13 protein-coding genes and 1 tRNA gene are annotated in these 13,443 nt (G+C 58.4%); 7 read left to right on the top strand and 7 right to left on the bottom strand.

Features of this window, described 5'->3' with window-relative positions; translation table 11 throughout:
* Positions 1-5 precede the first annotated feature (5 nt).
* The 6 genes from sbnA to CQ009_RS11040 all read right to left on the bottom strand — a co-directional run bounded on the left by sbnA (position 6) and on the right by CQ009_RS11040 (position 5,622).
* Positions 6-980, bottom strand: coding sequence for a 2,3-diaminopropionate biosynthesis protein SbnA (sbnA, locus tag CQ009_RS30385; RefSeq protein WP_371920130.1), 975 nt, complete (start codon positions 978-980; stop codon positions 6-8).
* Positions 981-1,400: 420 nt separating this feature from the next.
* Positions 1,401-1,476 (bottom strand) — tRNA-Phe (locus CQ009_RS11060).
* 104 nt (positions 1,477-1,580) lie between these two features.
* Positions 1,581-1,853, bottom strand: coding sequence for an oxidative damage protection protein (locus tag CQ009_RS11055; RefSeq protein ID WP_064388926.1), 273 nt, complete (start codon positions 1,851-1,853; stop codon positions 1,581-1,583).
* The gene (mutY, locus tag CQ009_RS11050; protein ID WP_105706098.1) at positions 1,850-2,917 is read right to left on the bottom strand and encodes an A/G-specific adenine glycosylase; all 1,068 of its coding nucleotides are present in this window, start codon (positions 2,915-2,917) and stop codon (positions 1,850-1,852) included. Before mutY ends, CQ009_RS11055 begins: the two co-directional genes overlap by 4 nt.
* Complete coding sequence (locus CQ009_RS11045) at positions 2,914-5,139, bottom strand: AsmA family protein (RefSeq protein WP_105706094.1); 2,226 nt, start codon at positions 5,137-5,139, stop codon at positions 2,914-2,916. Before CQ009_RS11045 ends, mutY begins: the two co-directional genes overlap by 4 nt.
* 78 nt (positions 5,140-5,217) lie before the next feature.
* Positions 5,218-5,622, bottom strand: a complete 405-nt coding sequence (locus CQ009_RS11040; RefSeq protein ID WP_105706183.1) for an acetyl-CoA sensor PanZ family protein — start codon at positions 5,620-5,622, stop codon at positions 5,218-5,220.
* Between the two features lie 322 nt (positions 5,623-5,944).
* On the opposite strand from CQ009_RS11040, the gene CQ009_RS11030 reads away from it, so the two are divergent.
* The 7 genes from CQ009_RS11030 to CQ009_RS10995 all read left to right on the top strand — a co-directional run bounded on the left by CQ009_RS11030 (position 5,945) and on the right by CQ009_RS10995 (position 11,770).
* Complete coding sequence (locus CQ009_RS11030; RefSeq protein ID WP_105706091.1) at positions 5,945-7,609, top strand: OFA family MFS transporter; 1,665 nt, start codon at positions 5,945-5,947, stop codon at positions 7,607-7,609.
* Between the two features lie 270 nt (positions 7,610-7,879).
* Positions 7,880-8,473 carry an imidazoleglycerol-phosphate dehydratase HisB gene (hisB, locus tag CQ009_RS11020; protein WP_007909204.1) on the top strand — a complete coding sequence of 198 codons (594 nt, stop codon included), beginning with the start codon at positions 7,880-7,882 and terminating at the stop codon, positions 8,471-8,473.
* Positions 8,473-9,111 carry an imidazole glycerol phosphate synthase subunit HisH gene (gene hisH / locus CQ009_RS11015; RefSeq protein ID WP_007909206.1) on the top strand — a complete coding sequence of 213 codons (639 nt, stop codon included), beginning with the start codon at positions 8,473-8,475 and terminating at the stop codon, positions 9,109-9,111. The genes hisB and hisH overlap by 1 nt, the downstream gene beginning before the upstream one ends.
* Positions 9,112-9,372 (top strand): DUF2164 domain-containing protein, encoded by a 261-nt coding sequence (locus tag CQ009_RS11010; protein WP_003220751.1) that lies wholly within the window; start codon positions 9,112-9,114, stop codon positions 9,370-9,372.
* Between the two features lie 42 nt (positions 9,373-9,414).
* On the top strand, positions 9,415-10,152 hold the full coding sequence (gene hisA / locus CQ009_RS11005; RefSeq protein ID WP_003220753.1) for a 1-(5-phosphoribosyl)-5-[(5-phosphoribosylamino)methylideneamino]imidazole-4-carboxamide isomerase: 738 nt from the start codon (positions 9,415-9,417) through the stop codon (positions 10,150-10,152).
* A gap of 9 nt (positions 10,153-10,161) precedes the next feature.
* Positions 10,162-10,932, top strand: coding sequence for an imidazole glycerol phosphate synthase subunit HisF (hisF, locus tag CQ009_RS11000; protein ID WP_064388922.1), 771 nt, complete (start codon positions 10,162-10,164; stop codon positions 10,930-10,932).
* An 82-nt stretch (positions 10,933-11,014) separates the two neighbouring features.
* Positions 11,015-11,770, top strand: a complete 756-nt coding sequence (locus CQ009_RS10995) for an ABC transporter substrate-binding protein (RefSeq protein WP_064388921.1) — start codon at positions 11,015-11,017, stop codon at positions 11,768-11,770.
* Between the two features lie 105 nt (positions 11,771-11,875).
* Here the strand turns inward: CQ009_RS10995 and CQ009_RS10990 are convergent, their stop codons facing one another.
* Positions 11,876-13,354 carry a serine protease gene (locus CQ009_RS10990; RefSeq protein WP_105706085.1) on the bottom strand — a complete coding sequence of 493 codons (1,479 nt, stop codon included), beginning with the start codon at positions 13,352-13,354 and terminating at the stop codon, positions 11,876-11,878.
* Between the last annotated feature and the right edge of the window lie 89 nt (positions 13,355-13,443).

Here is a 13,443-nt window from a genome sequence, read left to right as displayed (position 1 = left end):
AGGGATTACGCCGAAAGTGCCAGAGCGATTTCTGGGAAGAGGGGGTGCAGTGCGGTAGCGCCGATGCGTTGGGTGACCCAGTCGTCGGAGTAGATGGTTTCGAGGTAGCGCTCACCCATGTCCGGTGAGATCGCCACCACCACATCGTCGGGGCGGATGTGGTGTGCCCATTGCTGAACACCGGCGAGGACCGTGCCGGTGGAGCCACCGAAAAGCAGGCCGTAACGTTGTGCCAGCCAACGGCAGACCTTGATCGTCTGCTCTTCCGGGATGGACAGGAAATCGTGGATGCCGGCAGGCTCGAAGATTTCCGGACGACGACTGGTGCCAAGCCCCGGAATATGGCGCGTACCGCCAGGCAAGCCGAATGTGACCGAGCCGACGGTGTCGACGGCGATGACTTTGGTGTGCGGGCGATGTTCGGCGAAGTAGTTCTTGCAGCCCATCAGCGTGCCGGTCGTGCCAGCGCCGACGAAGAGGTAGTCCACGTGGGGAAACTTGTGGGCAATCGACTTGGCTGTGGCCTGGTAGTGCGCCAGAGGGTTGATCGGGTTCTTGTATTGATTGAGCCAGATGTAGTCGGCGTTGTCGGCGACCAGTTGCTCGATCAGACGAATCCGCGAATTCAGGTACCCGCCGTTTTCGTCGCGCTGATCAACCATGAGCATCTCGGCACCGAGGGCGTGCATCAGCTTTCTGTTCGGCGCAGAAATATTCGGATCGATCACGCAGACGAACTTGTAGCCCTTGGCGGCGCACACCATGGCCAGCGCCACGCCGAGGTTGCCTGATGAAGATTCGATCAGACGGGTATTGCGGTTGATCAATCCGCGACCTTCCAGGTCGGTAATGATCGCATGAGCGGTTTTGAGCTTGATGGATCCGGCAGGATTCAGTCCTTCGATCTTCAATTGAATCCTTGCGCTGCAAAGATCCTCGATCTGCACATAACTATCTTCATTGATAAGTTGTTTGATCATACGTCGTCCGTTTCGCTCGTTTATGCCGGGCGCAATCAGTCGCCAGCATCAGTCCTGGGGTGTTTGAAAAGCAGTCGTTGCCGTTCGCCCGTTGGGGTGGTTTTTGGATTTTTTAGCTGGACGGGAGGTGACCTTGCGGTGGACGCCGATCTATTAAAAAAATCATGTTTTGCGTTCTGGTGTCGGGAAGACATCCAGAGGGTGGTGGCGCGCAAGGTAGAGCCAGAAATGGTTCGCCAGGGCTGAGCAAATACTGGCGATATTCCTGGCGCAGTGAGAGATACAGATTTTCGGTTTTTTCCAGTACACCCGATGGCGATGGGGTCTGAAGAGGAGAGGGCGTGGCGGGGGATTGGAGCGGATGATCAAATCGCAGGCATAAAAAAACCCTGAATCTTGCGATTCAGGGTTTTCGGTATTTGGTGCCCAGAGACGGAATCGAACCGCCGACACGGGGATTTTCAATCCCCTGCTCTACCGACTGAGCTATCTGGGCAACGGGGCGCATTAAAAGGGTTTTTCGGATTTACGTCAACGACTTTTTTAAAATTTCTTAAATTAATTCCGTCGCTTACGATCCGACCCCCGATTTTGCAGGGTTTACTCTGCAGGTGGAACGTAGCCTTCGGCTTGCGCGTATTCCTCGCCGGAGAAGTACTTGTCCATTTCGCCCTGAAGAAATTTGCGATCTTCGGCGTTCATCATGTTCAGACGCTTTTCGTTGATCAGCAGGGTCTGGTGTTTCTGCCAGTCGGCCCAGGCCTTGGCGGAGACGTGTTCGAAAATGTCCTGACCTTTGGCGCCCGGGTACGGAGGGCGTTCCAGGCCTGGCAGTTCTTCTTTGTACTTGCGGCACATTACGGTGCGGGTCATGGCGACTCTCCTGCATTCAAGACGGCGGCCGCGCGTTCGAGCAAGGTTTTGACCGGGGCGGCGAGGCCCAGGCGCGGCGGGGTGGCGAGGTTATACCAGAGCCAGTCGGCCTCGGCCACGTGATGGGCGGCCTCCTGTACCTGAACCAGCCAGGGTTCGATGGACAGCTGGAAATGGCTGAACGTGTGGACAAGACTCGGCAGCGCCTGCTGCTCGCCCATGGTCAGCGCGTGCTGATCGGCAAGATGCTGCAGGTCGCCGAGGTCGTCGAGTTCCGGCAGGCTCCACAAACCGCCCCACAAACCGCTGGAGGGGCGACGGTAAAGCAGAATCGCACCGTCGCCGTTGGCCAGCATCGGCATCAGCGTGCGTTTCTGCGGGATGGCTTTGCGCGGCTTGGGGATCGGGTAGCGCGTCTCCAGGCCGAGCATATGCGCCTCGCAACCACGCTCCAGCGGACACAGCAGGCAACTCGGCTTGCTGCGCGTGCAGAGCGTGGCGCCAAGATCCATCATCGCCTGGGTGTAGGCGTTGACCCGATCATGCGGCGTGAAGCGCTCTGCATTGGCCCACAGCTGTTTGGCGACCTTCGGCTCGCCGGGGTAGCCCTCTTGCGCAGTAAAGCGCGCCAAAACGCGTTTGACGTTGCCGTCGAGGATTGGCGCACGCAGGCCCATGCTGATGCTGGCGATGGCGCCGGCAGTGGACAGACCAATGCCCGGCAGATCCGTAAGCTTTTCGACGTCACGGGGAAACTCGCCGCCGTACTGGCTGACGACGATCTTCGCGGTCTTCTGCAAATTGCGCGCACGGGTGTAGTAACCCAGGCCGGTCCACAGGTGCAGCACTTCGTCTTCCGGCGCTTCGGCCAGCGCTTCGACCGTCGGCAGTGCGGCCATGAAGCGGTCGAAGTAATTGAGCACGGTGCTGACCTGAGTCTGCTGCAACATGATCTCCGACACCCACACCCGGTACGGGTTGATGTCCTGCTGCCAAGGCAAATCGTGGCGGCCGTGGCGGTCGAACCAATCCAGCACCGCCGTGGAAAACTGCTCCGCTCTCATCGCTTGAACAGCCCCTTCAATGCGTTTTTCAATTCCGGGCTGACCTTGTCACCGAGTTTCTCGTCGATTTTTTCACTGAGCTTGTCGCCGGCGAGTTTGGTCGCGACTTGACCGAGGCGATCATTGTCGACGCGGCAAGCCTTGGCGCCCAGCTCCAGTGGACCACGGCAGCGCAGCGGCCACTCGACGCCGACGAACTTATCGCCGACCTGACACGCCGGGTCGGGCATGGCGCTGGTGTCGCCTTCGACAATGATGCCGACGCGATAGTCCATGCCGAGCACGCGCAGGTCGATGTCGCCATCACCGTTGACGGTCATGCCGGGGATGCGCACTTTCAGGTCCGGGTTGCTGGCGATGCCGTTGCGGAAAGTCAGATTGCCTTTCAGCTCCTGGAACGGTGTGTCCTTGCCGCGAGGCTCGCCGCTGAGGGTTTTGCGGTTGAGCGTGGCGATGCCTTTGCACAGTTGCTGTTCAAGGTTGGCGTTGAGCAGCACGCCGTTGTTGATCACGAAACTGGCGTTGCCGTTGAGGGTGTCGATCAGCGCTTGCTGGCTATTGCCGCTGCTGGTCACGTTGCTGGTGAGGGTCACCAAGCCTTTGACCGGCGGGTTTTTGCCTTGGCTTTCGAGGATTTTTTCCGCAGGCACGCGGTTGAGCTTGGTCTGCAAATTCAGCACCGGTGCGCTTGGGCGCACGTCGAGGGTGCCTTTGGCCTCGAAACCGCCGTTGTACAGCTCACCGCTCAGGTTGGTCAGGGTCAGCAGGCCGCCCTGGCCGGTGGCTTTCAGTGCGGCGTTCTGGATCGGCAGCTTGTCGAGGGTCAACTGTCCGAAGGTCAGGTCGGCATCGACGTCAAGTTTGGCCAGGCGTTCAACCGGCAGCAGGCGTTCGGTGCTCCAGGCGGTTTTGCTCGGTTTGTCCGGCAGCGGTGTGGAGCCGGCGCCGGCCATCGCATCGGCTTCGGTGCTGGCCACTTCGGCCTGACGCACTTGCGTGGCATTCGCTGCTTTTTCCGACTTCGGCGGCAGGTAGCGGTCGACGTTGAACGTGTCAGCCTTGAGCACCGCACGCAGCGATTGTTTGGCGAAATCTTCGACGGCGATGCGACCGCTGAAGCTACTGTCGTCGAGTTTCAGGTTGATGTTGTCGAAGGCGATGCTGCTTGGCGTGGCGGCAACGCGGCTGACCAGTTCGACTTTGCTCAGGCTGCCTTCGCCCATGGCCGGGAGTTTCTGGCCGATGCTGTCGACGAACTTCGCCAGATCGAACTGGGCGATGGAGATGCCGCCGCTGATCTGCGGGGTTTTGTCGAGGTCGTTGGCTTTCAGTTCGCCCAAGGCACGCAACTGATTGGCAGAGATCTTGATACCGGTCCATTCGGCGATGTTTGCCGCTTTATCCAGCAATAATTGGCCTTGAGCCGAGAAGGTCATGGTCTTGCCTTGCAGCGGATCGCCTGCCAGTTCGCCGGAAAGCTTCATGTCTTCGAGCTTGTAGCGCTGCAGGGCGCGCTCGATGCGCAGCTCGCCTGTGAGCTCGGTGCGCACGCGCAGCACCGGCTGGTTGGTGCCGAGAAACGCGGTGGCTTTCACCGGAATATTGGTCGAATCGTGTACCGGGCCGGTGCTCAACTGGATGCTTTCGGCGCTGAACTGCTTGCCGGTCTGCTCGTCGTTGTATTCAACGCGGGCGTTGTTGACGGTCAGACTGTCGATGTCGAGGCGGATCGGCTGTGGCGGTTTTTCCACCGCAACAGGGGCTTCGCTGGCCGGTTGGCCCGGCGTAGCGGCTGGTGGCGTTGCACCCGCCGGGACGGGCACCTTGCCGATGTCTTCCCAGTTGCCATGACCGTCCTTGTCGCGGTTCAGGCGCAGGTTCAGGCCTTCGACGCGCACGTCGCTCATCTGCACCTCGCGGCGCAACAGCGGCAGCACGCGCACGGACAGGCCGAGCATCTGCAGATCGGCGAACGGTTCGGCAGGTTTGACCAGGGTGGCAACGCTGGCTTCGTGCAATTCCAGGCCGAGCCACGGGAACAGGCTCCAGCCGATATCGCCATTGAGCGTCAGCTCGATGTGGGCCTTGTCGCGGGCTATCTGGCGGATCTCGTCTTTGTAATCGTTGGGATCGAAGAGGTGGGTCAGGGCAAAACCTGCCGCCACAATGATCAGCAACAGCCCGAGAAGTACCAGACCCAGGATTTTGCCGAACGCTTTCATGGGCGAGTCCTTGTAGTTAGTCGAATTCGTAATTTAGCCGGGGAGTATAGCGCTGCAACGGCCCGGTTCGGTGTGGCGTCATGTCGTCAGGACTTCCAGCGGCACCTGTAACCGGGCGGCGATTGCCTGAGCTTCAAGGTGCCCGGCGGGTGCCCGCAGGCGCAGTTCTGCCCCCGCTTGCGACGCCATTTTCCTCGCTTGGTTCACCATCCGCTCGGCAACCCCACGGCGACGAGTAACTTTTCGTACACACAAATGGGACAGGTACCAGACGTCGCGGTGCCTTTGCAGGCGCGCGGCGCCGAGCAGACGGTCGTTGAAACGTCCGGCAATAAAACTCCCTTCCGCCAACGCACTTTCGATCAGATCGACGTCCCCGGAAAACGGCGAAAACAGCCATTCGGGTGCATCACGATAGATCTTCTGCAGATCCTGCTGATCCTGATAACTGGCGTCTTCAAGCGTTTGAACGATAACCGGCATGGTAACCCCGTAAAAAATGCACCCGGTGTAGGAGCTGCCGAAGGCTGCGATCTTTTGATCCTGTTTTTGCAAAACAACGTCAAAAGATCGCAGCCTTCGGCAGCTCCTACACAGGTGTAGAGATCAGATGACATGAAAAAGGTGATATCAGTTTGGTTTTTCTGTCACGTGCAAATGGTAACCTTCGCCCGTTCGTCCGTCCTTCTGCGACTTAACGTCGCGCCTTCAAGGAGCTTCACCTTAAAAAACGGTCATGCCTGCGTGCATAAGTCCGAGGGTGAACAGTGGCTGGCGAACCATACTAATAATTGGGGGATACACAATGAGCACGAGCATCACGGCGGACGGCCTCAAAGCCGATCAGCCCGCGTTCCTGTCCAAGGAACGCATCATCGCCAAACCCGGTTTCAACCGTTGGCTGGTTCCACCGGCCGCTCTGGCCATCCACCTGTGCATCGGCATGGCCTACGGCTTCTCGGTGTTCTGGTTGCCGCTGTCCAAGGCGCTGGGCGTTACTGCTCCAGTGGCTTGTGCACCGGACATGAGCTTCATCGCACAGGTATTTTCGTCGAACTGCGACTGGCCGATCTCGATGCTCGGCTGGATCTACACGCTGTTCTTCATCTTCCTCGGCTGCTCGGCAGCGATCTGGGGTGGCTGGCTGGAACACGCCGGGCCACGCAAGGCCGGCGTTGTATCAGCTCTGTGCTGGTGCGGCGGTCTGCTGATCTCGGCGCTGGGTATCTATACCCATCAGATCTGGCTGATGTGGATCGGCTCCGGCGTGATCGGTGGTATCGGTCTGGGGCTGGGCTATATCTCGCCCGTATCGACCCTGATCAAGTGGTTCCCGGACAAGCGCGGCATGGCCACCGGCATGGCAATCATGGGCTTCGGTGGCGGCGCAATGGTCGGTGCACCGCTGGCGACCGCACTGATGAGCCACTTCGGCTCGGCTGAAGGTGTTGGCGTCTGGCAGAGCTTCGTGGCCATGGCGGCGATCTACTTTGTGTTCATGATCGGTGGCGCACTGGCCTACCGCGTGCCGCCAACCGGCTGGAAACCGGAAGGCTGGACCGCTCCGGCGAAGAAAGCCGCGAACGCAATGATCACCAACCGCCACGTGCACGTGAATGTGGCGTGGAAAACCCCGCAATTCCGTCTGGTCTGGCTGGTGCTGTGCCTGAACGTTTCTGCCGGTATCGGCATCCTTGGCATGGCTTCGCCACTGCTGCAGGAAGTGTTCGGCGGCAAGCTGCTGGGTGTTGATGTGCCGTTCGGTCAACTGGACGCCGGGCAACTGGCTTCGATTGCCGCGATCGCTGCCGGTTTCACCGGTCTGCTGAGCCTGTTCAACATCGGTGGCCGCTTCTTCTGGGCCTCGTTCTCGGACTACCTGGGGCGCAAAAACACCTACTTCGTATTCTTCGCCCTGGGTTTTGCCTTGTACGCGCTGATTCCGAACATGGGTCATTTGGGCAACGTTGCACTGTTCGTGGCGGCGTTCTGCATCATTCTGTCGATGTACGGCGGCGGTTTTGCCACTGTTCCGGCGTACCTGGCTGACCTGTTCGGTACGCAGATGGTTGGTGCGATCCACGGTCGTCTGCTGACGGCTTGGGCTGCGGCTGGCGTGCTCGGCCCGGTGTTGGTGAACTACCTGCGTGAATATCAGCTGAGCATCGGCGTTGAACGCGCTGCCGCTTACGACATCACCTTGTACATCCTCGCCGGCCTGCTGGTGTTGGGCTTCCTGTGCAACCTGATGGTGCGTCCGGTGGCCGACAAGTACTTCATGACCGACGCTGAACTGGCGGCCGAACAGGCGCTGGGCCACGACAAGGGTGCTGACGCCAGCACCGTTCTGGAGTGGAAAGCCGCGCCGGGCAGCAAGCCGCTGGCGATCGCTGCGTGGCTAGTGGTGGGTATTCCGTTGGCATGGGGTGTGTGGGTGACCCTGCAGAAGACGGCAGTACTGTTTCACTAAGTTCGTTTCTGCCTGATCGTTCCCACGCTCTGCGTGGGAATGCCTCCCGTGACGCTCTGCGTCACATTCGAAGCGGACGCAGAGCGTCCGGGGCTGCACTCCCACGCAGAGCGTGGGAGCGATCATCGCCCTTTATGGCTTGTATGGACATGTCTACCCGCGACAGCCGGGGGTTCTATCCGTCAGCCATCTCACCTCTCGTGTTTCTGTTTCGGCCCCGCGTGCCTATAATGGCTGCCTTTTTCGCCCAATGATTTTGCGGAGCTGGTGATGGCCGAACGTAAGGCTTCTGTCGAGCGCGACACTCTGGAAACCCAGATCAAAGCCTCGATCAACCTTGATGGCACCGGAAAGGCCCGATTCGATATCGGTGTTCCTTTTCTTGAGCACATGCTGGATCAGATCGCCCGTCATGGGTTGATCGACCTGGATATTGAATGCAAGGGCGATCTGCATATCGACGACCACCATACGGTGGAAGACGTCGGTATCACCCTCGGCCAGGCATTTGCCAAAGCCATTGGCGACAAAAAAGGCATCCGTCGCTACGGTCATGCCTACGTGCCGCTCGATGAAGCGCTTTCGCGCGTGGTGATCGACTTCTCCGGTCGTCCAGGCCTGCAGATGCACGTGCCGTACACCCGCGCCACCGTCGGCGGCTTCGACGTTGACCTGTTCCAGGAATTCTTCCAGGGCTTCGTCAACCACGCACTGGTCAGCCTGCACATCGACAACCTGCGTGGCACCAACACCCACCACCAGATCGAAACCGTGTTCAAGGCTTTCGGCCGCGCGCTGCGCATGGCTGTCGAGCTGGATGAGCGCATGGCCGGACAGATGCCATCGACCAAAGGCGTTCTGTAATGCAGACGGTTGCAGTTATCGATTACGGCATGGGTAACCTGCACTCGGTGGCCAAGGCCCTTGAGCACGTCGGCGCCGGCAAGGTGCTGATCACCAGCGATGCTGCGGTGATTCGCGAAGCTGACCGCGTGGTGTTCCCCGGTGTTGGCGCGATTCGCGATTGCATGGCGGAGATCCGTCGCCTCGGTTTCGACTCGCTGGTGCGTGAAGTCAGTCAGGATCGTCCGTTTCTTGGCATCTGTGTCGGCATGCAAGCCTTGCTCGACACCAGCGAAGAGAACGATGGCGTCGATTGCATCGGCCTGTTCCCTGGCGCGGTGAAGTTCTTCGGCAAAGACCTGCATGAAGACGGCGAACACCTGAAAGTCCCGCACATGGGCTGGAACGAAGTGAAGCAGAAAGTCAGCCACCCGCTGTGGCATGACATTCCGGACATGGCGCGTTTCTACTTCGTGCACAGCTACTACATCGCTGCCGCCAACGCGCGGCAGGTGGTCGGTGGCGGTCATTACGGCGTCGATTTCGCTGCGGCGCTGGCCGATGGTTCGCGTTTCGCCGTGCAGTTCCATCCGGAGAAGAGCCATACCCATGGCCTGCAATTGCTGCAGAACTTCGCCGCGTGGGACGGTCGCTGGTAAATGGCTGCCAAGAAATCCAAACCGCCGATCCTGACCCTTACTCCCGAACAGGAGAACGAGGCCAATCGCAAGATTCAGCGGTTCATGGAAGACCGTTTCGAACTGGACCTGGGTTCGTTCGAAGCGGCGGAAATTCTTGAGCTGTTTACCCGCGAAATTGCTCCGCACTATTACAACAGGGCGATTTTCGATGTGCAGACCCACCTCAAAGAGCGGTTTGAAAGCATCGAAAGCGACCTGTGGGCGCTCGAGAAAAACTGATTTCCGAGCCAAGCTGAACATTCAAATTTGAAGGTTTGCCAGATGCTGATTATTCCCGCTATCGATCTTAAAGACGGTGCCTGTGTACGTCTGCGCCAGGGCCGCATGGAAGATTCCACAGTGTTCTCCGATGACCCGGTGAGCATGGCTGCCAAGTGGGTGGAGGGCGGTTGCCGCCGTCTGCATCTGGTCGATCTGAACGGTGCTTTCGAAGGCCAGCCAGTCAACGGCGAAGTGGTCACCGCGATCGCCAAGCGCTACCCGACCCTGCCGATCCAGATCGGTGGCGGCATCCGTTCGCTGGAAACCATCGAGCACTACGTCAAGGCTGGCGTGAGCTACGTGATCATCGGCACCAAAGCCGTGAAAGATCCTGCGTTCGTCGCTGAAGCCTGCCGCGCGTTCCCGGGCAAGATCATCGTCGGTCTGGACGCCAAAGACGGTTTCGTCGCCACCGATGGCTGGGCGGAAATCAGCACCGTGCAGGTCATCGACCTGGCCAAGCAGTTTGAAGCCGATGGCGTGTCCTCGATCGTTTATACCGACATCGCCAAAGACGGCATGATGCAGGGCTGCAACGTGCCGTTCACCGCTGCACTGGCTGCTGCCACGAAGATCCCGGTGATCGCGTCCGGCGGCATCCACAATCTGGGTGACATCAAATCGCTGCTCGACGCCAAGGCGCCGGGCATCATCGGCGCCATTACCGGCCGGGCGATCTACGAAGGCACCCTCGACGTCGCCGAAGCGCAAGCTTTCTGCGATTCGTACCAAGGCTGAGGACTGACCATGGCGCTGGCCAAACGCATCATCCCTTGCCTGGACGTGGACAACGGCCGGGTCGTCAAAGGTGTGAAGTTCGAAAACATCCGCGACGCCGGTGACCCGGTGGAAATCGCCCGTCGCTATGACGAGCAGGGTGCCGACGAGATTACCTTTCTCGACATCACCGCCAGCGTCGATGGCCGCGACACCACGCTGCATACCGTCGAGCGCATGGCCAGCCAGGTGTTCATCCCGCTGACCGTCGGCGGTGGCGTGCGTACCGTGCAGGACATTCGCAATCTGCTGAATGCGGGTGCGGACAAGGTGTCGATCAACACTGCGGCCGTGTTCAATCCGGAATTCGTTGGCGAAGCCGCGCAGCATTTCGGCTCGCAGTGCATCGTCGTCGCCATCGATGCCAAAAAGGTTTCCGGCCCGGGCGAAACCCCGCGCTGGGAAATCTTCACCCACGGCGGGCGCAAGCCAACCGGCCTCGACGCGGTCGAGTGGGCGAAGAAAATGGAAAGCCTCGGTGCCGGCGAGATCCTGCTGACCAGCATGGATCAGGACGGCATGAAAAACGGCTTCGACCTCGGCGTGACCCGCGCGATCAGTGATGCGCTGGGCATTCCGGTGATCGCTTCCGGTGGCGTTGGCAACTTGCAACACTTGGCTGACGGCATTCTCGAAGGCCACGCCAGTGCTGTATTGGCGGCGAGTATTTTCCACTTTGGCGAATACACCGTGCAGGAAGCCAAGGCCTATATGGCCAAACGCGGCATCGTGATGCGTTAAGCGTCAAAATCGATACAGGCCAGTGGACACCATGGCGCACCCAAGGCACTCTTGGGCACGCCATGGATTTCGGTAGCCCAACATGATCAAACGCCTGCTTCTAGTTCTCGCCAGCGCCTCGATGTTGCTCATCAACACGGCCCGAGCCGAAACCAGTCCCGACACCGATCTGGTGCTCCTCACCGAAAACTTCCCGCCGTACAACATGGCGAAGAACGGCAAAAATTTCGCCCAAGGCGAAAACATCAACGGCATCGCCACCGATATCGTTCGCGAGATGTTTCAGCGTGCCGGCATCACTTACAGCCTGACCCTGCGATTCCCTTGGGAGCGTGTCTACAAACTCGCACTGGAGAATCCCGGTTACGGCGCCTTCGTGATGGCGCGCCTGCCGGATCGCGAAAAACTCTTCAAATGGGTCGGCCCGATCGGCCCGGACGACTGGATCATGTTGGCCAGGGCCGACAGCAAGATCACTCTCGAAACCCTCAACGATGCACGCAAGTACAAGATCGGCGCCTACAAGGGCGATGCGATTGCCGAGACGTTGGCCAAGCAAGGCCTGAAGCCGCTGGTTGTCCTGCGTGATCAGGACAATGCGAAAAAGCTGGTCAACGGCCAGATCGAGCTGTGGGCCACCGGGGATCCTGCCGGGCGTTATCTGGCGCGGCAGGATGGAGTCACCGGTCTCAAGACCGTACTGCGTTTCAACAGCGCCGAGCTTTACCTGGCGCTGAACAAAGACGTATCTGACACCGTCGTTGCCAAGCTGCAGGCAGCGCTGGATCAGATGCGCAAGGACGGTGTTGTCGACGAAATCATGTCGCGCTATCTGTAGCGGTTGGTAGCTCCGACTCAGGGTATGCAGCGCCGACTGGCTCAGCTTTGCCATGGCCATCCTTGCGCTTCCGTTGGTACAGAAACACAAGGCCGGTGGGGCACATCAAGGGGCGTTATTTTTGAGCGCCTCCCATTCCCGGGTGTACTCCTTCAACTCTGAGCGCTGATGGTTGGTATCGACGGCGTAAACGCAGAGCTTTAAGGGGAAGTTGCTTTCCGGGCGTAGCCAATTGGATGTCACACGGCGATAACCCTGTGAATCTTCACAGCTGGTTGTTTCAACAGGGCCGGCTTTTACCTCATACCGGTCAATGCCCTCGTTCTTCCGTTCCGGCCACAGAATCATTGCTCTGTTTATTTCTGTATTGAAGGAAAAGTCCACTGTTGGGGAGGGGGTTGGGCCGGCAGCAATCAGATAGCTGGGGACAGTGACAGCGTTTCGATAAGTACCTTTGGGTAATATCTCGTTGGTACTGTCTGTGCCAAGAATACAAAGGTTATTAAGTCCGGTTTTCGGTCCCATTGGCACATTTAACTGAACAGGGGTGATGCCAGCGTTGATCGGTTGGCTGTAGTCTTTCGGATTTTCGCATTCGAGTGGGTCATAAGTGCGTTTGGTCCGGATAAAACGGGTGCTGGCGGTTACTTCAAAGTTCCATGTAGGGTAAACGTATTGATACTCTGGGGTTACTATGATTTTTGCATGCGTTGCCAGTTCGGAAGGTAGTTTGAAGGAGGCTACCGGGAATAACTCACACGCGTCCGGATTGGTATTGAGTTTTCCATCGCTAAAGCAATTGTTGAAAACCGAGGTTGGACTAGCGTAATTGCCACTCGGCATCTGGCCGTATCCCGGCAGCGGTGTCAGTTGCTTTGCCATCGTACCCAGCACGGCATAGACCTCGTTGCTCGTTCGGTCAATCACAGGGCTGCCCGAGCTTCCGGGTGCAGCATCTTTGCATTGGTTGCTGACACTATGTCGCCAAACCCAAGGCTTCTCGAAAATTGCCGAGGAAGGCCTGTGGGTGCAGGCAGAAATTCGTAATGGAACTCCGTTAGGGCCATGCACAATCAGAACGTCGCTATCTTCAGTCGGTGGTTGCTGGGCTAGTTTCAAGGGCTTGATGCCTTGTGTCAGGAGTTCGGCTTGTGACACGCCAAGCTCCAAAAGAGCCAGATCGACACCCTGAATGCTGCTCCAGGATACCTTTTTCAGAGGGAAGGTCTTGTGAGCATCAGGTGTGTCAATGAAATGGTTGAAGGTAATGGTGCCTTCGATGGGGTCGTCTGTTCGCATGACACCATTTTCTTTGGCCACGCAGTGTGCGCTAGTGAGTGCATAGGCGGGATCGGACGCTCGAGAGCTGTTTGTATCGATTAGGAAAGCGGTGCAAAAACCGTGAGCGGGGCTCTCGTACTTGCCGATTCCCGTCCAGTAGTTATAGGTGCCATCTTTGTTGTTCAGGTATTGCGAGGGTGAAAGGTTTTCAACCCCTCTGCCATAATCAATAGGATTGGAATTAGCAGGAAGTGAGAATGCAGCGAGTAATAAAAAGCTTGGATAGATGTTATTTAAATTCATGGCCAGTCCTTGGCTAATTACCTGAGTGTAGACTGGCGGAGAATAAATTAGTTTGGGTTTTTGTGGTTTTCTAAGGTGTTGCTATTTGT

Source organism: Pseudomonas sp. MYb2, from assembly GCF_002979955.1.
Classification (GTDB): Bacteria; Pseudomonadota; Gammaproteobacteria; order Pseudomonadales; family Pseudomonadaceae; genus Aquipseudomonas.
This window is presented reverse-complemented; position numbering and strand designations above follow the sequence as displayed.